This is a genomic window from Paenibacillus sp. FSL K6-1330, assembly GCF_037976825.1.
In the GTDB taxonomy this organism is placed as follows: domain Bacteria; phylum Bacillota; class Bacilli; order Paenibacillales; family Paenibacillaceae; genus Paenibacillus_AQ.
On sequence record NZ_CP150269.1, the window covers coordinates 2,737,110 to 2,758,356 of the forward strand.

A 21,247-nucleotide genomic window follows, 5' to 3' on the forward strand; every position below is an offset into this window, starting at 1 on the left:
GTGGATTCTCACGGAGCGGGGGCAGCAAACGGGGGCGAAGAGATGATCAATTTGATTTGGATGGGGATGATACTGATCGGCGTTTGCTTTGCGGCAGTGAACGGGAACATCGAAAGTGTTACAAAAGCCGCATTTGACGGAGCCCAGACGGGAGTGACTGTCTCCTTCGGTCTCATCAGCATACTGGTGTTCTGGCTTGGCATGATGCGCCTGGCAGAGGACGCGGGCCTGCTGAAGAAGGTTGCCAAGCTGCTGGGCCCGGTTGTCCGCTTCCTGTTCCCGGATGTACCGAAGAATCATCCCGCTATGGGATATATACTGTCTAACATGAGCGCCAATTTGTTCGGTCTGGGCAATGCGGCAACTCCGATGGGTATCAAAGCGATGCAGGAGCTTCAGAAGTTAAACCCGGATAAGGAAACAGCTTCTCCGGCGATGTGTACGCTGCTTGCACTAAACACGGCCAGCATTACGCTGATACCGACAACGCTAATCGCAATCAGGTTGAATTATGAGTCCGCTAATCCTTCGGAAATCGTCGGTACCACGCTTTTGGCCACTGCGATTGCAACGGCGGCCGCCATAATGGCTGACCGATGGTATCGAAGACGGACGATACGCCGCCAGAAGCCGCCGGGAATCGGTACAAGCCTGAACCCGGATGTGAAGGGGTGATGAGGGTTGCTATCATGGATTAATCTCGTATCCGCTTGGTCTATTCCCATTATTATCGCATTCATTCCGCTTTATGCTTATACGCGCAAAGTACCCGTATATGAATCGTTTGTGGATGGAGCCAAGGACGGCTTCTCCACAGCGATTGGGATTATCCCGCACTTGGTCGGCATGATGGTTGCCATTAGCGTATTTCGGTCTTCCGGTGCGCTTGAGTTTTTTGTGGGTTGGACGGGCCCCTTTCTGCAATCGCTAGGGGTACCGAGCGAGATTTTGCCTTTGGGAATTCTCAGGCCGTTGACGGGCACAGGCTCTCTCGCTTACACGACTGAATTGATTCGGGCATATGGTCCGGATTCCATGATTGGCCGAATTGCTTCGACCATACAAGGAAGTACGGACACGACTTTGTACGTTCTAACCGTCTATTTTGGCGCCGTGGGTATCCGCAATGGCCGGTATGCGCTGAAGGTGGGGCTGTTCTCCGATTTGATCGGTTTTATTGCGGCGATTGCCGTATGTCTGCTGGTGTTCGGATAATTAAGACATGCGGGCTGTCTGAGTAAGACGGAGCGTTTTTTCTATGTAACAGGACGTATGCCTATACCCTCGATTCCATCGCGTCATATACTGCTGCAGTTACAAATTGTAGTAGGGGTGATGCAATGGAATTCGAGGGTTTTGTTATTCATCATACCGTGTGCGAGCGGGAACCGCGGAACTGGGATTTTAAAATCCATCAGGACGGCTCGGTCTCTTCTTCATCCATGCTGGTTCAGCCGGGACAGATTCACATCTGCCTTGAGGGCGACTTCAATATTGGCTACCAGTCCATGTCGCTGGACCAGAAAACACAGCTGTTTACCGCCAGCAAAATCATTTTGGAGCTATCCAGACTCCATGATATTTCCCCGTTATACTTGTTTCCTCACTCCGACACCTGTCCCGGGGCACATTTTCCATGGAACGCGCTTGTGATTTATCCTGTCGATGGTTATCATTAGGAATGAGGTGACCTAACGAACATGGAGAGATTACAGAAAATTATGGCACAGGCCGGAGTCGCTTCCCGCCGCAAGTGCGAGGAATTGATTCTTGAAGGCAAGGTGCAGGTAAACGGAGAGACCGTTACCGAACTCGGCACGAAGGCCGATCCAGCCCAGGATATCATTACGGTTTCAGGCAAACCGATAAAGAATGAGAAAAAGGTATACATTATGCTAAATAAGCCGAAGGGAGTCATTACAAGCGCTTCTGATCCCGAAGGCCGAAAAATTGTATCGGATTATCTCAAGGGCATTAAAGAGCGGGTATATCCGATTGGACGATTGGACTATGATACAGAAGGACTCCTGCTGCTGACCAATGACGGCGAATTTGCCAATCTACTCAGCCACCCTAAATATCATGTACCCAAGACTTATTTGGCTACCGTGAAAGGGGTGCCCCATGGCACCGAACTGGACAAGCTTCGCCAAGGGATTATGCTGGAAGACGGCATGACGTCTCCTGCCGAGGTGGAGTATAAGGATGTGGATCCGGATAATAAACAATCCGTCATATCGATTACCATTCATGAGGGCCGCAACCGTCAAGTGAGAAGGATGTTCGAAGCGATTTCCCATCCGGTAACGCGATTGAAGCGTATATCTTACGGTGATCTGCTGCTGCAAAATTTAAAACGGGGCTTGTACCGCCATTTGACAGCGGATGAAATCAACCAGCTTTTGCAGATGGCGAAAGCCGCTAAGCCGGGCGGGAAACCGAAGAGAAAACGTTAAACCCGACACATAATATTCAAAATGGCGAGCGGCGTTTATGACAAATTTCGTTATAATTGTTCATAGGATGTTCACACCCGTAGTATACGATATGATGAATGTCATAGAAAGGAAGCTGCTGCTTTATGGGCAAATCAAAGAAAAGCGTACAGATTGTGATTCTGCTTGCCATTATCCTGATCGGAGTGTACGCCGTTGCAACCGTTGTATTCGGCTCTGATGAGGTTCCCAAAGTGGGTCAAAAGGCAGCGGATTTTGAACTTCTAGGCATGGATGGCGGCGTACATACCATGAGTGAATACGAGGGTAAGGCCAGGGTGATTAATTTCTGGGGCACCTACTGTCCGCCATGCGTGCGGGAAATGCCAGCTCTACAAGCTCAGTGGGAGAAATGGAGCAGTCAAGGCGTTGAGATCATCGGAATTAATGTGGGAGAGAACAAAATGACCGTTGAGAATTTCGTTGCTCAAACCGGCGTGAAGTTCCCCATACTGATGGATCCGAAACGGAATGCTGTTGCCAGCTATGGGGTTGGGCCCATGCCAACCACCTTTTTTGTTACGGCCTCTGGCAAGATTGACCATATTCGTATAGGCGAACTGGATTTGAACACCCTTGATAAACAAATTGAACAGTTGGTGAATGCGAAATGAGTCAAGGTCCCAAGCCTTTGATCCAGAACACGAAGTGTGATTGTGGACACCAGAATCCAACGGGGACGGTCCTCTGCGAGGCTTGCGGGAAGCCGCTGACCGAGGAAGCGGAGGCCCAGCCGATTCTGGAAATGCGGTATGACGGCGTTGCTCGTCGATCACAGAAAGTAAACCCCGGTATGATCGATAGGGTATGGAATTTCTTTTCTTCGGTAAAAGTAGCAATATATCTGATATTGCTTACGCTGATTGGCTCCTCGCTGGGGACCATCTTTCCGCAGGAAAGTACATTCCTTAATATTGACCCCTCAGTTTATTACAAAGAGGAGTACGGACAGCTGGGGCATATTTATTACTTGCTCGGGCTGTCTCATACATACACGTCATGGTGGTTCGTGCTGCTGCTTGTCATGATCGGCGCATCGCTTGTCATTTGCAGTCTTGACCGGGTCCTGCCGCTGTACAAAGCGCTCAGCAGACAGCGGATTCCGAAGCACATGTCCTTCCTTACCCGCCAGAAGGTGGTATACCAAGGGCATGTTGATGAAGACGGTGCCGACTGGGTTGAACGGGTGAAGCCAATCATTAAGAAGAAGGGTTACCGAGTGCGAACGGATGGCGGAACCCTACTGGCAGAGAAGCAGCGGTTCAGCCGCTGGGGCCCCTATGTTCTTCATATCGGTCTGATTGTTTTCCTGCTTGCAGTTCTTGGACGGAATCTTCCCGGACTGCATATGGACGAGCACATGGCTTTCCCTCAAGATGAACCGGTGCACATCAAGAACACCAGTTACTATTTATTGAACGATGGCTTTAAGGTGGAGTTCTACACCGAGGACGATATGCCTGAGGAATTCAAAGGCAAGAATAAAGTACTGCCGAAGGAGTTCCAAACCCAGGCGATCCTGTATATGTGCGAGGCCAATTGCGACGATTTTGATAAAAAACCTCAGCTCGTGGAATTGACACGCCATAACATCGAGGTGAATCATCCTCTTAATTACAAAGGGTTAAAAGCTTATCAATTCGATTATGATCTGACCCCGATTCTCCGTTCGGTTTCGCCGGTGCTGATTAACAGTAAGAGCGGGAAGGAATACGGCAAAATCACATTGTCGATCGACGATCCTCAAAGAGAGTATCAGGCGGGAGAATATACGTTAACGCTTACACAATCCTTTACCGATTTTGGACTCGGCGATAATGGCAAACCGGTAAACCTGTCACCTAACCCGAATGCGCCTGCATTCTTATTTCTGATTAAGGGACCTGAACTGCCGAAGGAAGGCATTCAATACTTCTACTTCCCTAAACAGATTGATAAGGAACGCTTTAATCAGGAAGCGATCAATGCACAGCTGGCGGGTGGGGAAGCGCTCGTACAACTGGATGTACGGAGCATGGACGATGTGGACTTTTCGGAATCTACGACTTATCTGAATATTCGTGTGGATAAAGCCATGCCGTTCATTTGGATTGGTTGTTTTATCGGTATGCTCGGCCTGATCATGGGCTTTTATTTCACCCATCGCCGGATCTGGCTGCGTATTGATAACCAAACGCTGACCCTTGGCGCACATACGAACAAGAACTGGTTTGGGCTTCGCAAGGAGATCTCCGCGATCCTCAAGCAAATGAATATCGAAGTCGATGAAAAGTCATTGGAGAATAACAGGGGGACTAAGCATGAATCTAATTGATTTTAGTGGCAACGCATTTATCGTTGCTTTTACCTTGTATTGTGCGGCATTTATCATGTATGCACTTGCCGTGATGGGACGACGGTTCCGCAAGCGGGACCCGGAAGCCCATTTGGCTAAATGGGGGAAGATTGCATTTGTTACGGCATCGATCGGTTTGATCGGACATCTGCTGTACTTCTTTACGAGATGGGCGGGCTCTGGACATGTGCCTGTCAGCAACATGTATGAGTTTATGACCTTCTTGTCGATGGCAATCATGATTGCCTTCCTCGTACTTTATTTTATCTACAAAAAATCGCTGCTCGGATTGTTTGCACTGCCGCTGGCTATTCTGATCATGGCGTATGCTGCTGTGTTTCCGCAGGAGGTGCAGCCGCTGATTCCTTCGCTTCAGTCCTATTGGCTGGGGATTCACGTAACCTTGGCTGCGCTGGGCGATGCATTTTTTGCGGTCGGTTTTATCGCCGGCCTGATGCACTTGCTCCGTACCGTTAACTTTAGCGGAACAGACAAAGGCGCGCGCAAGGAACAGCGCTGGCTTGAACTCTGCATGTTTGCCATCGTGATCCTGATTGGATTTATTTTGTCGGTATACAGCTTCCGTGCGAGCGGATATCAGGCTGAATTTAACCAGACTTTGGTTGACCCGAAGACAGAAAATAGTACAATAGTAAAAGTGGAATATAACATGCCACCGCTTGTCGCACCTTATAAAAGCGAAACGGAGAGCATGCAGTCCTTCTTGGGCATGAAATCTCCACTCATGGAAGCTCCGTCCTGGATGCACGGCGTGAACGCTGGACGTAAGCTGAATACGGTGATATGGTCGCTGATCACGGGGTTGATCCTGTACGGATTGCTCCGCCTTATCCTGCGCAAGCCGCTGGCCAAGTTCATTCAGCCTGCCCTTAATAGATTGGATCCGGACGATCTGGATGAAATCAGTTATCGAGCCATTGCGATTGGGTTCCCGGTATTTACACTGGGAGGTCTCATATTCGCCATGATTTGGGCAGAAATTGCCTGGGGCCGGTTCTGGGGCTGGGATCCGAAGGAAGTATGGGCGCTTATTACATGGTTGTTCTACAGCGTGTACCTTCATCTCCGGCTATCGCGCGGCTGGCAGGGTAAATATTCGTCCTGGCTGTCCGTTATCGGCTTTATCGTGGTCATGTTTACGCTGGTCGGCGTCAACTTGATAATCGCGGGTCTGCATTCCTATGCGGGAACCGATTAATGTAAATCGAATAGCAGTGAATGATCAATCAGAAGGGCCCTTTCTTAATCAAGAGGGCCACTTCTGATTTTCCCTATAAAAATGAAGGAGTTGGCTGCCAATGTCAGAGCACGGAAATCGCATACTAGTTGTTGATGATGAAGAACGAATTCGCCGATTGTTAAAAATGTATTTGGAGAAGGAAGGGTATGAAATCGAAGAGGCGGAGGATGGAGAAACTGCTCTTCGCAAAGCAAGTTCCGAAGACTACGGGCTCGTTATTCTGGATGTGATGCTGCCCGGGATGGATGGTGTCGAAGTGTGCACACGTCTCCGTCAGGTAAAATCTACGCCTATTCTCATGCTGACTGCCAAGGGTGAGGAGATCAATCGCGTACAGGGATTTGAAGTGGGGGCCGACGATTATGTTGTGAAGCCGTTCAGTCCGCGCGAGGTGATCTATCGTGTTAAAGCGATTTTACGCCGCTCGTCCGCTACGGCCTATTTGAGCAAGGAACCGAACCCAAGCAACAGCATTGTTTTCCCGCATTTGATCATTGAACATGATGCTCACCGCGTGACGGCCGGAGGGCATGAAATCAGCTTGACGCCGAAGGAGTATGAGCTTCTGCACTACCTAGCCTCGTCCCCGGACAAAGTATTCTCGCGCGAAGAACTGCTTAAGGACGTTTGGAATTATGAATTTTTCGGCGATCTTCGCACCGTCGATACCCACGTAAAGCGGCTGCGCGAGAAGTTAAATAAGGTATCCGCAGAATCCGCAGCGATGATTACGACCGTATGGGGAGTAGGCTACAAGCTGGAGGTACCGAAGTAACGTGAGTTTCTGGAGATCACTCGTCGGCAAGTTGTGGATTACGATAACCTGTTTAGTCGCGTGCGTACTGCTGACGCTCGGATTATTTTTGCTCCCCTATATCGATACCACGTTTGCGAATTCGGATGCCATCAAACGTTTATTTACTTATGTGGCCATTATTGGTTTTTCGATGACCACCTTTTTCGGGTTGTTTCTGTTAACGAAGATTACCCAGCCCATGCAGCAGCTCATTGAGGCAGCCAATGACATCCGAAAAGGGAAGTATGGCACTCGATTAAATTTGGTAACCAGTGATGAGATTGGCGAGCTGGCCAATACGTTCAACCATATGGCAGCAGAGCTGGAAACGAATATCCGCAATTTGAACCATGAGAAGGAGCATCTATCCAGTGTGCTGAGAAGCATGAGTGACGCGGTGATTACTTTTGATAATCATGGTCAGGTCATTTTGGTGAACCCGCCAGGGCAGGAAATCATGAAAACCTGGAAAGGGCTGCAATGGGATGATGAGCTGCAGGGCGGAGGCTGGGCGGCCGATGTCATGCCAAAACCGCTCAGTGAGCTTTATTATGCCACCGTGAACGAAGGAAAAGACCAAAGCGCTGACCTGCATGTGAAGCAGGGAATATGGTCAGCCCATATGGCTCCCTTATATTCGGATGAGGTGATCCGCGGCGCCGTTGTCGTGTTAAGAGATATTACCGAGCAAGTTACGCTGGAGAAGATGCGTACGGATTTCATCGCCAACGTGTCGCATGAAATCCGTACACCGCTGTCCATGATGCAGGGCTACAGTGAAGCGCTGCTTGACGGAATGGCAGCTTCACCGGAAGAGAGCAGAGAATTGATACAGGTAATTCATGAGGAATCGCTTCGTATGGGCCGACTGGTGAAGGATCTGCTTGATTTAACCCGTATGGAAGCGGGGCATGCAGAGCTGTCCCTGCGGAAGATGGATGCAGGTGAATTGTGTGAAAGGGTATATCGGAAGTTTACTGTTCGAGCCAAGGAGCGTGGTATTGATCTTCAGCTTAATAAACTTCACTCGAATCTTCTGCTCGAAGCGGCGGATGAAGATAAGCTAGAACAGGTGCTGACCAATCTGCTGGACAACGCTTTTCGTCATACGCCTTCAGGCAAGCAGATTCGAATCATTGCGGATCGGATTACCGTATCGAACACAGAGGCTCTCCAGGTGAAGATTAGCGACCAAGGCATCGGTATTCCGCCTGAGGATCTGCCTTTTGTTTTTGAGCGATTCTACAAGGCCGATAAAGCGCGTGTGCGGGGGGAGACGGTGGGAACCGGCATAGGCCTCGCCATCGTGAAAAATATCGTGATTGCGCATCATGGTACGATTAACGCAACAAGTGAAGTAGGCGAAGGAACGGTGTTTACGATGATCATTCCAACAAAATCGGCAGAATCTTAGGGAATGTCTCCACAAAAGACAAAACACGCTCACAGGGAGCGTGTTTTTTTGTTGAAATTAAGAGGTTAATCTTGTTCTACGTGGAACAATGATTAACCCCTTATATCTTAAATTGGCCTGAATTTAGCCCAGCGCGATTTGCTGCGCGGTGTTCAGTTCCGGCAGCCCGGTAAGCTTGATCAGAACGTCCTTAGGAACGTCTTTATCCACCGTCAGAAGCATGATGGCTTCCCCGCCGATGACTTTACGTCCAACCTGCATGGAGGCGATGTTGACATCGTTCTCGCCGAGCAGCGTTCCGACACGACCGATAAGGCCCGGTTTGTCGTTATGGGAAATCAGAATCAGATGACCTTCCGGAGAAATATCGACCGGGAATTTATCCAGACGGACAATCCGTTCGCCGTAACCCAGCAGGAGGGTACCTGCAACAATTCGCTCCAAACCGTTTTGCGTTTTAAGCGTAACGGTAACGAGGTTGGTAAAGTCTTTGGTTTTTGGTGTCTGGGACACAACGACGTGCAGATCACGGCTCTTCGCCAAATGCATGGAGTTTACAATATTCACTTCGCTTCCGAGGTGGCGTTCCAGCACTCCCTTCACGATGTATCGGGTCAGGGCTTGCGTATCGACTTCAGCCAGCTCGCCTGCATAGTCAACGTGAATCTCCTTCACCGCGTGTGCGGTGATCTGAGCAGCTACACTGCCCAGTTTCTCGCCGAGCGAGAAGTATGGCTGCAGCTTGTTCATCACGCTAGCCGCTACAAGCGGGAAGTTGACCGCATTCTTAAACGGCTCGTTGCGAAGGATATGGAGCACTTGTTCCGATACATCAATCGCAACGTTCTCCTGAGCCTCAACAGTAGATGCACCCAAATGCGGGGTTACAATAACCTTTGGATGGTTCAGGAACGGATGATCGCTTTCAGGCGGCTCATGTTCAAACACGTCAAATGCGGCTCCGGCAACAATGCCTTCATCGATGGCTTCCACGAGGGCACGCTCGTCAATAATGCCGCCACGGGCGCAGTTCACGATGCGCATGCCGCGCTTCATGACTTCGAATTGCGGTCTTGCGATCATATGGCGGGTTTCCGGCGTAAGCGGAGTATGGACCGTAATGAAGTCTGCGCTGCGGATAATGTTATCTACCGAGGAGAGTGTCACGCCCAGTTTGTCCGCACGCTCTTCCGTCAAGAACGGATCGAAGGCAAGGATGTTCATGCCGAAAGCCTTGGCGCGTTTAGCTACCTCGCTGCCGATCCTTCCCATTCCCATAACGCCCAGCGTTTTGTTGCGCAGCTCAACGCCGAGGAAGGATTTGCGGTCCCAGGATCCGCCTACCGTCTTGGCATAGGCCTGCGGGATGTGGCGGGCGAGGGCGATCATCATGGCAAATGTATGCTCTGCAGTGGTAATCGTGTTACCGTCAGGCGCATTAATAACAACGATCCCGCGTTTCGTAGCGGCTTCAAGATCGATATTGTCAACGCCAACACCAGCACGGCCGACAACCTTGAGATTGGTTCCTGCATTCATAATGCGTTCTGTCACACGTGTCTGACTCCGTACGAGGAGCCCGTCATATTCACCGATAATGGCAGTGAGCTCATCTTCATTAAGCCCCGTTTTTTTGTCTACCTGCACATCGGCGGCATCCATTAATTGCTGGATCCCCAAATCACTGATCGGATCCGATACCAATACTTTAAACATGGTTTCTCTTCCTCCTTAAAATCCTCTATAAATTGCGGTATTGCAATATTGAATAAGGATTACGCTGGGCGTATTCCGTTATACACCAAAGATTCCAATAGAGCTGCAAGAGGTCTATACAGGTTTGACGCGGTGTCGTGGCAAAGAGACAGGAACATAAAAAAACTCCCAATCCGCATACTACCTCCGTAGTAAGGGACGAGAGTTATTCGTGGTGCCACCCTTATTCGCTGCCAAGATGCGGCAGCCTCAAGCGGTCTGTTCAGACCATGATTGGTAACGGATATCATCCGATTTGCGCCTACTTCAAGTTTCAGCGAAATATCTCAGGAACGCTTAAGAATACTTTTACGCCACCGATTTACACCAACCATCGGCTCTCTGAGGACGTTACAGCTTCTCTTTTCCATCATCGGTTTTCACAGATTAATTTTTTCATAATGTATCATGGCTCTAACATTGTGTCAATAGGTGTTTATTCTGTCCATAGGCCTTATAGTAGGGGAAGAATCAAGGGTTAGCCTTGAATGTCATGCCGTTAATTTGCTATGATGCATATGCCCGCCTATGATTGAATTATTCTGATATTACTATGGTTGTCCACGAAAATATCTTTAAAAATCAAGATGAAAGACAGGCCCATCTTCTATGAAAAAATTTAAAATACGCGTAAAAAGAATCGAGGCCCATCAATTAAATGATCGGCTGCTGCTTATTAATCTGTATCTTACCCAAGCATTGACGCTAATTGCAGGTTTGATCTGGATCCTGTTTCAGCAGAGGAATCCGTTTGGGCTCTTTATCATTCCGAAGGATATCGAGTTTGTATATTGGGGGCTCGGACTTGCTGCAGCAATGCTGGTCGTGGATTTTGTATTATCCCGGTTTGTGTCAGAGGATAGTATGGACGATGGCGGAATCAATGAAATGTTGTTCCGAAAAAGGCCGGTTTGGCATATTTTTATTATAGCTCTGATCGTATCCATCTGTGAGGAGTTATTGTTTCGAGGAGCCATCCAGCATGCGTTCGGACCATATTGGACTAGTATCTTGTTCGCACTTATTCATGTCAGATATTTAAAACATTGGCTTCCAACCGGATGGGTTTTCTTGAGCAGTTACGGTCTGGGTTATGTTTATATTCAAACGGGTACCATTTGGGCGCCCATCCTGTGCCATTTTCTGATTGATTTCATATCAGGAATGTTGATTCGGTTTCGGAGGAAAGAGTAACATGAACGAACTTAGCAGAATGCAGCGACATCAGAGCCGAAAAAAAAGCCGCAAGAACAAGTCAACGGCTCAATCAGAAAAAAGAGCGGCAGCGAAATCGCGACAAGCAGATGAAACATCGAGTCGATCTAAATCGTCACCCTCCACAAGTTCCGTGGAACAAAAGCACCAGAGAAGCAGAACAGGGGATGGATTGAGTCGTTCCAGATCGACCCGGTCCCGCCAGCGTCAAGCAGAGGAAGAAGCGTCTGCTCCTAAACGAACGAATACATATTCCTCGTATCGCGTAAGAATGAGCAAATGGTTTGTGAACTCATTGATCGTCATTTTCATATTGTTAATGGTGGGTCTTCTGTGGTGGGGACTTATCGGAGCGCCTCCATTAAAGGAATTATTAAAGGAGTTATTATGAGTGTGTTGATGTGGATAGCAGGTGCTGCGGCGCTTGGTGCAGGCGCTATCGGCTGGATGAGGGCTGAAGCCAGGGGCTATCGGGTGCGTGAAGAAGAAGTGGTATCCGAACGTGTCCCTCACTCGTTTGACGGTTTTCGGATATTGTTCATTACCGATATACATCGCAGACAATTATCAGAAGAAAAGCTATTATCCAATCTATCATCGGTGGATTGCGTACTGCTTGGTGGAGATATTACGGAAAGAGGCGTGCCCCTTCAGCGTATGAGGCATAATATGTCGGTGCTGGTCCGTATCGCACCCGTGTATGCCGTCTTGGGGAATCATGATTTGAATGCAGGCAAGGACGCCGTCCGTAAAGTATTACGGGAGAGCGGCGTTACTCTGCTGAATGACAAGACCGTTACGTTAAAGCGCAGTAACGAGCTTATGGTTCTCAGCGGGGTAAGGCAGCCGGCAAGCCGGAAGCACCCGTATACAAGATTTCGGGGAAATGCAGCCGAAGACCAGTATCACATTATTCTGGTGCATGATCCAATATGGGTCAAAGACAAGGATGCGGTGCATGGGGATCTCGTGCTGGCGGGACATACCCATGGGGGGCAGATTGTACTGCCAGTTGCAGGAGCCGTTCGATTGACACGTTTCTACAAGAAGTTTAAATCCGGATGGTATACGCTGCCGAGAAAGGCGGGCGAAACCAAGCATTCTTCCAGGATGCTGATCAGCCGGGGATTCGGCACTTCGCATATCCCGCTGCGCTTGCAATGTCCCGCAGAATATCATGTGATTACACTACGCAAAAAACCTTAATTCGATCGTCAGATGGTGACGGCAGAATTAAGGTTTTTGTGTTTTCTCGGATTATCTTATTTTAGGTTCGATGAATTGCGGATCCACGAAGCCATACCCTTTGGCTTCAAGCTTGGTCAGTAAGGTATCGAGGGCCTCTACGGTCCACGGAAGCTCATGCATCAGAATGTTGCTGCCAGGGTGAAGCTGTTCCAGTACATTGCTGACTACGGCATCGGGTTTGTTTTTATTTTTGCTTTCCCAATCGAGCGAACCGTTGGACCAGGTCATGAACAGCAGGTCATGCTTCAGGGCAACTTCCTTTACAGTATCTCCGCCGGAGCCGAACGGAGGACGGAAAAACTTCGGTTCCGATCCGGTCGCTTCCTTAACGATTTGCTGCACATCCCCAATCTGTTTCTTCACTGTCTGTTTGGTTTCTTTTTTCAGGTCGATATGATCCCAGGAATGATTCCCAATGATTTGACCGCGGTCATGGATCAGTTTCAACAGCTCTGGATGCGCCTTCGCACGGTATCCATTGACGAAGAAAATCGCTTTGGCATCATGTTTGTCCAGCGTGTCGATCATTTGGTTGATCATGGTTTCGTCCTTTGGGCCGTCATCAAACGTGAGCAGCACTACTTTTTCGGGGACGGACTCATCATTGGGGACGATGCGATACACCTTATTCATATGATACTTCGGTTCAACCGGTGCCTCGGCATCGGGACTCTTATCGGTTCCATCTGATGGGTCCGCGGATTTATCCACGTCAGGCTCGGCTTCAGGCTTGTCTGTTTCGGTTGCCTTCTCGGTACCTTCTTTCGGAGTGGACACTGCTCCAGAGGTTTCATTTTGCTGCGCTGCTCTGTCATTACCGACTTCCGTGGCCGTGCTTTGCTTTTGATCCATTCCGTTGTTGCCGCATGCGCTGAGCATAAGGCAGCAAGCCAGCAGAAGTACTGTTCGTGTTTTAACCATGATTCCATCTCACTTTCCTGTATTTATGTAGCATGAGTTTCTGGCGGTGCGAGAACAATAATCTCGAGTTTATCATAGAAGGAGGTATCATGTGTGAAGACTTCGTCATTTCTATATGGTGTCATTATCGGTGCCGTTGCATGCCGAATCATTTCCCGGAATAACAGCAGACTTTTCTCCTCGATGATGAAAGATGCGAATCTTGGCCGATTTGCGGATACCGCGATGAGTAAAATTCAGGGCACTAAGAGCCAGAAGTACTCTGGCTCGAGCCGAGAAAGCGTGTCTCCCAGTTCAGGCCGACATGATTCCACTCATTCCAATGGAACTGCAGGGGTACAGACATCGACTCATTCGAAGGCTGCCAACCTGAAACAAGTCAAGGATTTCATCCGAAACAACCCTGATGTCAAGAACGAAGTCGAACAGATTTTAAAAGAGACCCACACCGTCATACCGGGTTTGTAAACGGCATGAACCATTTTGAATCATTCACGGGGAGCGGCCACATGAATCCCTGTGAATGATTCTTTTTTCTTCAGCTACATATTTGCGTGCATTTGTGGTTATTAAATGATAAAATCAATTATATAAAACCATTTTTATCACGTCATAATCCAGACATCATAATTTGTTATAAACTTTTGTTTACGTAAGGAGGATCCTGTCATGAAAATAGAGCGTTTGAGTCAAGATAAGATACGGATTTTCCTCACGTTTGACGATCTGAGTGAGCGAGGGATCCAGAAGGAAGAGATGTGGCAGGAAATACCGAAAGTTTATGACCTGTTTACGGAGATGATGGATCAGGCATACAGTGAACTCGGATTTGATGCCACCGGACCTCTTGCCGTTGAGGTGTTTGCGCTGCCTGCCCAGGGCATGGTGGTTATTGTGACGAGAGGGAAATACGATCATCATTTCGGCGGCTTGTCCGAAGAAGATATGCCGGACGAGATTTATGAAATGGAAGTAACGCTGGATCAAAGTGATACTATCGTCTATGTTTTTCAAGATTTTGAAGTGCTCATTGAAGCATCGCATATGTTGAAGGATCTTGTAGGCGGAGCGGGTAAGCTCTATCACTATATGGATAGATGGTTTTTGTACTTCGACCCTGAGGAATTGGATAGCGAGAAGCTGCCGGCGGTGATTGCGATGCTGGCTGAATTCGGTGAATCCTCCTCAGTAACAGAGGCTATGCTGGAGGAATACGGGAAGAAAGTCATGCCTCAGCAAGCGATTGAGGTAATCTGTACACACTTCCAGCGTCAGCATTAATCAAGGTGGGCGTGCGTGCCGGACTTCAGGCCCGCAACTAACGGAAGGGGAATTTTAGTGCTGGTGTTCTCGGTAATTGCGTCAGCTTTGGCGCCGGGACTCGCATTGCTCACGTATTTTTACCTGAAAGATAGGTATGATCAAGAGCCCCTGCACATGGTGATCAAGGTGTTCATGCTAGGGGTTCTGATCGTTTTCCCGGTTATGATTTTGCAGCGGGGAATGATACTATGGCTTGGCGACAATCCGGTAGTCAACTCATTGTTCGTTTCGGCGGGCGTTGAGGAATTTCTGAAATGGTTCGTGATGTACCATATTATTTTTAACCATACGGAATTTGACGAGCCTTATGACGGCATCCTTTATGCAGTGGCGATATCGCTGGGATTTGCTACGGTAGAGAACTTGCTTTACGCCTGGTACAGCCAGGCAGCCTTTGGTCCGATGTTCTTGCGAGCCCTGCTGCCCGTTTCGGGGCATGCGATGTTTGGCGTCATCATGGGATACTACATGGGACATGCGAGGTTCACGGAAGGGAAACGAAGAAGGTTCTTTCTCGTTCTATCCTTGTTCCTGCCTTGGATGTGGCATGGTCTGTACGACCTGATTCTGAATCTGCTGACCCACACATGGGTATGGTTTATCGTACCGCTTATGGTGCTGCTATGGTATGGCGGCATGGGCAAAATCTCTAGAGCTAACAACCGTTCTCCTTTTCGTTTCATCAAGCGGGAGGAAGAGGTTAACACTTAACAAATCAGGGCACACTTCTTTCTATAGACCTCGGTTGACAGCCAGGGAATCATAGAAAGGGAGGTGTCTTTTTTTGCGTGTAAAAGTGAAAATTCTTTGTAAGGATTGCGGTGAACGTTTTGTGCTGCGGGGAAAAAAGGAACAGGGCCGGATCGAAACCGGATTTAAGCAGTGTCTGTGCAACAATCGTGATCACTTCGATATTGAGGAAGATTTCTAAAGGATGAAGGAATTATACAGATATGCATAAGACTTCTTTCTTCTAGTCAAACTAACGGCAGTGAGTAGAAGAAAGGAGACTATAAGCATCATGTACAAACGATTAAGCGCTATTCTGTTTCCTGTGGCCACAATTTTATTGATCGGGGCTCTGGTATGGGGTTATCAAGAGAATAAAGAGAAAAACGCCATATTGATTAATGCGGAGAACCAATACCAACGGGCATTCCATGACTTGTCTTACAATATGGACAGGATTCATGCCGAGCTCGGCAATACGCTTGCGGTAAGTTCTACCTCCCAAGGGATGCACCGGAAGGGCTTGATGAATGTATGGCGCCTAACCAGCCAGGCTCAGAATGAGATCAGCCAGCTGCCGCTTACGCTCCTTCCTTTCAACAAGACGGAAGAGTTCCTTTCCCGAATTTCGAATTTTGCTTACAAAACAGGTGTACGCGATTTAACGAAGGAGCCGCTCAGTGAGGGTGAAGTCAAAACGTTGAAATCCTTGTACGCCAACTCCGGTGAAATTACGAAGGATTTGCAGCATGTGCAGAATAAGGTTATCGCAAACAGTTTGCGCTGGATGGATGTAGAGACGGCTCTGGCTACGAATAAAGTTCAGGACAACTCCATTATTGACGGCTTCAAAACGGTCGATAAAAAGGTGGAGTCCTACCCTGAGCTTGACTGGGGACCATCGGTAAGCAGCATTTATGACCGCCGTTCTGTGAAGCAATTGGCGGGTATGCCGATATCGGAAGCGGATGTGAAGCGTAAAGCGCTGAAGTTCTCCGATGTGGGTAATAATGCCAAAGTACAAGTGACGAAGAACGGCAGTGGCACCGAGTGGGTATCTTATACGGCGAAGGTGCAACATCCGAAGGGTCATATGCTCAGCATGGACTTTACCGAAAAAGGCGGACAGCTGATCTCTTATACAGATGAGCGGAATGTTGGTGCGAAGAAAGTGTCCGTTCAAAATGCTATCGACAAAGCCCAGCAATTCCTGACAAAAAAAGGCTATTCCGACATGACAGTTGTTTCGGCGGACCAATATGACAACCTGGCCAACTTCTCCTTTGTCCGCGAAGAGGACGGCGTGCTGATTTACCCTGAAAAAATTACCGTTCGTTCGGCTCTGGATAATGGGGATGTCATTGGATTCCAGGCCAGCGACTTTGTGTACGAGCATCAAATCAAGCGAGAAATCCCGCAGCCGAAACTTAGTCTTGCCGAAGCGGAGAAGGTCTTGAATCCTGAGTTCAAAGTGCTCTATCACCGTAAGGCCTTAATCAAAAACGATCGCTCCGAGGATGTTCTGTGTTATGAGTTCGGCGGGCGAATCAACGGGTCTCAATACCGAATTTACATTAATTCGGATACCGGCCTTGAGGAAACGGTTGAGGTCGTCAAGGATGCACAGGCAGGAATTAGATAATCAAAGTATTGCGCGATTGAAGCCGGTTCAGGAGATAACCTGAATCGGCTTTTTGCTTGGATGAAGGAGCTGAAAGAGCGGGGAGAGTCCCATGTTTCCCAAGATTAGACAGGATTCGACCTTAATTTGAAGATTTTGTCCTATGGACCGCGGCATCCCATGATATAATGGAAAATAATGATTATGATGAATTAGTGGGTGAGCGCATTGTATCCAAAGATTAACGACATCCTTTATATCCAGTTGGATACGGGGGATGAGAAGGAAGCCAATATTGTATATAAATCCCGCATCTCCGACATGGATGACGAATCGATGTATATGGAGGTTCCGCTGCAAGAAGGGACAGGCAAGCTGAAAAAGCTATACATCGGGGACGAGCTGTCCGCTTATTTTTTAACGGAAGGGGGAGTTAAGAATTTCTTCAATTCCTACGTCCTGAGTCACCATGAGGATATTATCCGTCTGGTTCGGATCAAGAAGCCGGAGCAGGATCAAATTACGAAGGTACAGAGAAGAAGCTTCCTAAGGGTGCAAGCCGAGCTCGAGGTAGCAGTCATGACCAAAGACGGCACCCAGTTTTTAGCCAAAACCGATGATGTCGGCGGCGGTGGCGTATCCTTTTATCTGCAGCCGGATCACACGATTGCGGAAGGGAGTATACTGACATGCTGGATACTCATCCCGTTTAAGAACGGATCCGTGGAGCATGTTCCGTTTGAAGGCGAGGTTGTGAGGGTGAAGGAGCTGCCTACCAATCGACGCATCGTGATGCTGAAGTTTAGTCAGATCGCGGATATGGAGCGCCAGAAGCTGATTCGTTATTGTTTTGAGAGACAGTTTGATTTTCGCAATCGTTAGTGCATAAATAGGACATGCCGGTGGCACACTATCCGAAAAAATTGTCCCGGAGGGGCTGTGTGCCATGTCAGAAGTAGTAAACGATCAAGATCGTCTGCTTGAAAAAACAAGACTGGAAGTTAAGCATGAAGAGAAGGGACAAGCTCTGCATGACCGATATGGAATCATGCTGCTTAAGCTGCTGATCTGGCTTGTACTTGCCCTGGTGATCACCCAGCTGCTATTACATTATGAGCCTAGCCGGCCCTATATTTCGCCCATTCAGCAGATGGAGGGTGTTCCCGTTAACGAGCCAAATGTAAACGATTGGATGGGGGAAAACACCCCTTCTCTTTTGCATCACTCTAGCTAGTGTGGTATAATTTTCACGTCGCAGGCGGGCGCCTGCTTTTTTCTTGAAATATAAGATTGCGCCTTTGTTTCATCCGCGCTTTCTTATAAGTTTTCACTAGAGAAACGGTGATCCCGTCCGTAACGGATGGTAAGCCCTTTCGATTTCGAGGTATATGTTTGAGGAGGAATGCCCCGTTGGTTACGCAGGGGACAGGTTATCGCGACAGAATTAATATTGCCATCGACGGTCCGGCAGGCGCGGGTAAAAGCACCGTAGCGCGTATGGTAGCCAGCAGGCTGCATTACATCTACGTGGATACCGGAGCCATGTACAGGGCAGTCACCTGGTTCATGCTGAACCAAGGGATTTCTCCAGAAAATCCCGAAAAAGTGCTTCAACATGCACAAAACATGGTGATTGAATTAAAACCGCATGAACATGGTCAAATGGTCTGGCTGAACGGGGAAGACGTCACACCATATATTCGTTCACATCAGGTTAGTGCAGTGGTATCCCAATATGCACGAATCGAGGGTTTGCGGATAAAGCTTGTCCGTTTACAGCAGCAAATGGCACAAGACAAGGGCGTTGTCATGGATGGACGTGACATCGGCACAACGGTTTTGCCGGATGCCGAGGTGAAAATTTTCATGACGGCCAGTGTCAAGGAACGTGCTCTCCGCCGCTTCAATGAGTTGAGTGATGAAGGTATATCGCTGGAACAACTGGAAAGAGATATCGCAGAACGTGACAGGCTTGACCAGGAACGTGAAGTGTCGCCGCTCCGATGCGCAGAGGATGCCGTCATACTGGATACGACACATATGGATATCAACCAGGTTGTGGAAGCAATTCTTTCATATTGCGAAACTTAAGTGGGATGGGGAGAAATGGGCATGATTTATATTTTTTGCAGAGCGGTGGTCCGCGGTTTGTTCGCTATTCTCTACAGATTCGAATCTGTCGGCGTACATAACATACCTTCAGAAGGCGGCGTGCTAATCTGCAGCAATCATATTAGCATTCGAGATCCGATATCTGTCGGCATTCACGTCAAGCGCCAGGTTAAGTTCATGGCCAAAGCGGAACTGTTCAACATCCCGGTGTTCGGATGGCTGGTTCGTCAGCTTGGAGCATTTCCGGTCAAGCGCGGCGGAGTAAGTAAAGATTCGATCAAAACCGCGCTCACGATATTGCGCACGGGTGAGATCATGGGCATTTTCCCTGAGGGGACGCGTAATTCCGATTCAACGGCGGCCAAACGGGGTGCGGCAAGCTTCGCTCTCCGCAGCGGGGCGACGGTCATACCGGCTGCTATCATTGGAGATTACAAGCTTTTTCGCAAAGTGAAGATCATCTATGGTGCACCTGTGGATCTATCTCAGTTTGAAGGTGACAAGTCACCGGAAGCTCTGGATGCGGCAACCGAGTTGATCATGGCCAAGATTCACGAAATGCGCGCAAGCGGCAAACCAACCATGAACTGATTTATTCGCTTCATGCATAAAAAGCATGGGAAGATTGGAAAGATACTACAGCAATTATGTTTTGAACTTCGCCAATGCGAGTTTAAATAAATGGGGTTTGAATTGAGGAGGTTATTTGACATGTCGGAAGAAACAAGAAATCAAGAGGCTGCTGAAAACCAAGAGCAGCTGGACCAAATCGTATCCTTGAAAAAAGGGGACACCGTGAAAGGGACGATCGTCAAACTGGAGGACAACCAAGCTTATGTAAGCATTGGATATAAATATGACGGCGTAATTCCTGTTCGCGAACTGTCTTCTGTACAACTTGATAACGCATCTGATGCGGTTCAGGTTGGCCAAGAGGTAGAGTGCAAAGTCGTTAGCATTAACGACGATAAGGAAAGCCTGGTTCTTTCCAAGCGCGCGATCGACACCGAGAATTCATGGGAAGAGCTTGAGAAGCATTTTGCGGATCAGGACGTATTCGAAGTAACGGTGGCTGACGTGGTTAAAGGCGGACTCGTAGCTGATGTTGGTGCACGCGGATTTATTCCTGCATCCATGGTAGAGCGTCATTTTGTTGAAGACTTCAGCGACTACAAAGGCCGCACGCTTCGCGTGAAAGTGAAGGAATTGGACCGCGAGAACAACAAAGTGATTCTTTCCCAGAAGGATGTTCTGGAAGAAGAGTTCGAAGCTAACAAACAAAAAGTGATGTCCGAGCTTCAAGATGGCCAAGTGCTGGAAGGTACAGTACAACGCCTTACGCAATTCGGCGCATTTGTTGATGTTGGCGGCGTAGACGGATTGGTTCACGTATCCGAGATCGCTTGGAGCCACGTCGACAAGCCTGCTGATGTATTGTCCGAAGGCGATCAAGTGCGTGTGAAGGTACTGAAAGTGGATCCTGAAAAAGGAAAAATCAGCCTCAGTATCAAAGCAGCGGCTCCAGGTCCTTGGGAAACAGCTGGCGAGCAATTCAACACTGGCGACATCGTAACTGGCGTTGTTAAACGTTTGGTTAATTTCGGAGCTTTCGTTGAACTGGCACCAGGTGTTGAAGGTTTGGTTCATATCTCCCAAATCTCTCACAAGCATATCGGTACACCGCAAGAAGTATTGAAAGAAGGCCAAGAAGTTCAGGTTAAAGTGCTTGATATCAACACTTCTGAGCAACGTATCAGCCTGAGCATCAAAGAAACGGAAGAAGCACCAGCTCAAGCTCCTCGAGCTGAAAAACCGTCCAAAGGTCCTAAAATCGACCTGAAAGACAATCCGAACGTTTCTTTGAACAATCAAGGCATGAGCGTTACGCTTGGAGAGCGTTTCGGCGATAAGCTGAGCAAATTCAAGTAAGCCCGGGAACAGTTTTGTTCGGTCTATTGACCTATCATAACGAAGTCGGCGAACCCAGAAATCTGGGTTCGCCATTTGTTTTTTTAGGGGACG

The 21,247-nt window shown here is 48.4% G+C and carries 24 protein-coding genes and 1 other annotated feature; of the genes, 22 read left to right on the top strand and 2 right to left on the bottom strand.

The features are described from left to right. Positions 1 to 42 precede the first annotated feature (42 nt). The 9 genes from NYE54_RS12370 to NYE54_RS12410 all read left to right on the top strand — a co-directional run bounded on the left by NYE54_RS12370 (position 43) and on the right by NYE54_RS12410 (position 8,301). Positions 43 to 675 carry a nucleoside recognition domain-containing protein gene (locus NYE54_RS12370; protein ID WP_076320933.1) on the top strand — a complete coding sequence of 211 codons (633 nt, stop codon included), beginning with the start codon at positions 43 to 45 and terminating at the stop codon, positions 673 to 675. 6 nt (positions 676 to 681) lie between these two features. Next, complete coding sequence (locus tag NYE54_RS12375) at positions 682 to 1,215, top strand: spore maturation protein (protein ID WP_076320934.1); 534 nt, start codon at positions 682 to 684, stop codon at positions 1,213 to 1,215. A gap of 125 nt (positions 1,216 to 1,340) precedes the next feature. Further along, entirely contained in the window at positions 1,341 to 1,679 is a 339-nt protein-coding gene (locus tag NYE54_RS12380; protein WP_076320935.1) for an N-acetylmuramoyl-L-alanine amidase, read from the top strand. 21 nt (positions 1,680 to 1,700) lie between these two features. Further along, positions 1,701 to 2,456 (top strand): pseudouridine synthase, encoded by a 756-nt coding sequence (locus tag NYE54_RS12385; protein WP_071223906.1) that lies wholly within the window; start codon positions 1,701 to 1,703, stop codon positions 2,454 to 2,456. Positions 2,457 to 2,581: 125 nt separating this feature from the next. After that, positions 2,582 to 3,109, top strand: a complete 528-nt coding sequence (locus NYE54_RS12390; RefSeq protein ID WP_076320936.1) for a redoxin domain-containing protein — start codon at positions 2,582 to 2,584, stop codon at positions 3,107 to 3,109. After that, the gene (locus NYE54_RS12395; RefSeq protein ID WP_339272140.1) at positions 3,106 to 4,809 is read left to right on the top strand and encodes a cytochrome c biogenesis protein ResB; all 1,704 of its coding nucleotides are present in this window, start codon (positions 3,106 to 3,108) and stop codon (positions 4,807 to 4,809) included. Before NYE54_RS12390 ends, NYE54_RS12395 begins: the two co-directional genes overlap by 4 nt. Further along, positions 4,796 to 6,049: a c-type cytochrome biogenesis protein CcsB gene (gene ccsB, locus NYE54_RS12400; protein ID WP_076320938.1), complete on the top strand. Its 1,254-nt coding sequence runs from the start codon at positions 4,796 to 4,798 to the stop codon at positions 6,047 to 6,049. Before NYE54_RS12395 ends, ccsB begins: the two co-directional genes overlap by 14 nt. Positions 6,050 to 6,149: 100 nt before the next feature. Continuing rightward, positions 6,150 to 6,866: a response regulator transcription factor gene (locus NYE54_RS12405; protein WP_009595176.1), complete on the top strand. Its 717-nt coding sequence runs from the start codon at positions 6,150 to 6,152 to the stop codon at positions 6,864 to 6,866. 1 nt (position 6,867) lies between these two features. Beyond that, positions 6,868 to 8,301 carry an ATP-binding protein gene (locus NYE54_RS12410; RefSeq protein WP_339272141.1) on the top strand — a complete coding sequence of 478 codons (1,434 nt, stop codon included), beginning with the start codon at positions 6,868 to 6,870 and terminating at the stop codon, positions 8,299 to 8,301. A 123-nt stretch (positions 8,302 to 8,424) separates the two neighbouring features. Here NYE54_RS12410 and serA read toward each other — a convergent pair whose 3' ends face one another. Next, a complete protein-coding gene (gene serA, locus NYE54_RS12415; protein ID WP_076320940.1) occupies positions 8,425 to 10,017 on the bottom strand; it encodes a phosphoglycerate dehydrogenase in 1,593 nt (530 codons plus the stop codon). Between the two features lie 191 nt (positions 10,018 to 10,208). Beyond that, positions 10,209 to 10,439 (bottom strand) — a binding site (T-box leader). A gap of 226 nt (positions 10,440 to 10,665) precedes the next feature. Here serA and NYE54_RS12420 point away from each other — a divergent pair. The 3 genes from NYE54_RS12420 (at position 10,666) to NYE54_RS12430 (ending at position 12,477) form a co-directional block, all read left to right on the top strand. Continuing rightward, positions 10,666 to 11,250 (top strand): CPBP family intramembrane glutamic endopeptidase, encoded by a 585-nt coding sequence (locus tag NYE54_RS12420; protein ID WP_339272142.1) that lies wholly within the window; start codon positions 10,666 to 10,668, stop codon positions 11,248 to 11,250. A 193-nt stretch (positions 11,251 to 11,443) separates the two neighbouring features. After that, on the top strand, positions 11,444 to 11,662 hold the full coding sequence (locus NYE54_RS12425) for a hypothetical protein (protein WP_339272143.1): 219 nt from the start codon (positions 11,444 to 11,446) through the stop codon (positions 11,660 to 11,662). Beyond that, entirely contained in the window at positions 11,659 to 12,477 is an 819-nt protein-coding gene (locus NYE54_RS12430) for a metallophosphoesterase (protein WP_339272144.1), read from the top strand. Before NYE54_RS12425 ends, NYE54_RS12430 begins: the two co-directional genes overlap by 4 nt. A gap of 51 nt (positions 12,478 to 12,528) precedes the next feature. Here the strand turns inward: NYE54_RS12430 and NYE54_RS12435 are convergent, their stop codons facing one another. Beyond that, positions 12,529 to 13,440: a polysaccharide deacetylase family protein gene (locus tag NYE54_RS12435; protein ID WP_339272145.1), complete on the bottom strand. Its 912-nt coding sequence runs from the start codon at positions 13,438 to 13,440 to the stop codon at positions 12,529 to 12,531. 93 nt (positions 13,441 to 13,533) lie between these two features. Here NYE54_RS12435 and NYE54_RS12440 point away from each other — a divergent pair, with 93 nt between their 5' ends. The 10 genes from NYE54_RS12440 to rpsA all read left to right on the top strand — a co-directional run bounded on the left by NYE54_RS12440 (position 13,534) and on the right by rpsA (position 21,154). Beyond that, on the top strand, positions 13,534 to 13,908 hold the full coding sequence (locus NYE54_RS12440) for a hypothetical protein (protein ID WP_339272146.1): 375 nt from the start codon (positions 13,534 to 13,536) through the stop codon (positions 13,906 to 13,908). 201 nt (positions 13,909 to 14,109) lie between these two features. After that, positions 14,110 to 14,721 (top strand): genetic competence negative regulator, encoded by a 612-nt coding sequence (locus NYE54_RS12445; RefSeq protein WP_076320946.1) that lies wholly within the window; start codon positions 14,110 to 14,112, stop codon positions 14,719 to 14,721. A 57-nt stretch (positions 14,722 to 14,778) separates the two neighbouring features. Next, positions 14,779 to 15,474, top strand: coding sequence for a glutamic-type intramembrane protease PrsW (gene prsW / locus NYE54_RS12450; RefSeq protein WP_076320947.1), 696 nt, complete (start codon positions 14,779 to 14,781; stop codon positions 15,472 to 15,474). Positions 15,475 to 15,547: 73 nt separating this feature from the next. Further along, positions 15,548 to 15,694, top strand: coding sequence for a hypothetical protein (locus NYE54_RS12455; protein ID WP_009595221.1), 147 nt, complete (start codon positions 15,548 to 15,550; stop codon positions 15,692 to 15,694). 90 nt (positions 15,695 to 15,784) lie between these two features. Next, positions 15,785 to 17,134: a germination protein YpeB gene (ypeB, locus tag NYE54_RS12460; RefSeq protein WP_339272147.1), complete on the top strand. Its 1,350-nt coding sequence runs from the start codon at positions 15,785 to 15,787 to the stop codon at positions 17,132 to 17,134. Between the two features lie 198 nt (positions 17,135 to 17,332). Further along, positions 17,333 to 17,995, top strand: coding sequence for a flagellar brake domain-containing protein (locus NYE54_RS12465; RefSeq protein WP_076320949.1), 663 nt, complete (start codon positions 17,333 to 17,335; stop codon positions 17,993 to 17,995). Positions 17,996 to 18,059: 64 nt separating this feature from the next. Then, on the top strand, positions 18,060 to 18,347 hold the full coding sequence (locus NYE54_RS12470) for a DUF5359 family protein (protein ID WP_076320950.1): 288 nt from the start codon (positions 18,060 to 18,062) through the stop codon (positions 18,345 to 18,347). A 176-nt stretch (positions 18,348 to 18,523) separates the two neighbouring features. Continuing rightward, positions 18,524 to 19,204: a (d)CMP kinase gene (gene cmk, locus NYE54_RS12475; RefSeq protein WP_339272148.1), complete on the top strand. Its 681-nt coding sequence runs from the start codon at positions 18,524 to 18,526 to the stop codon at positions 19,202 to 19,204. Between the two features lie 21 nt (positions 19,205 to 19,225). Next, positions 19,226 to 19,816 (top strand): lysophospholipid acyltransferase family protein, encoded by a 591-nt coding sequence (locus NYE54_RS12480; RefSeq protein ID WP_076320952.1) that lies wholly within the window; start codon positions 19,226 to 19,228, stop codon positions 19,814 to 19,816. 120 nt (positions 19,817 to 19,936) lie between these two features. Further along, positions 19,937 to 21,154: a 30S ribosomal protein S1 gene (gene rpsA, locus NYE54_RS12485; protein WP_076320953.1), complete on the top strand. Its 1,218-nt coding sequence runs from the start codon at positions 19,937 to 19,939 to the stop codon at positions 21,152 to 21,154. Positions 21,155 to 21,247 lie beyond the last annotated feature (93 nt).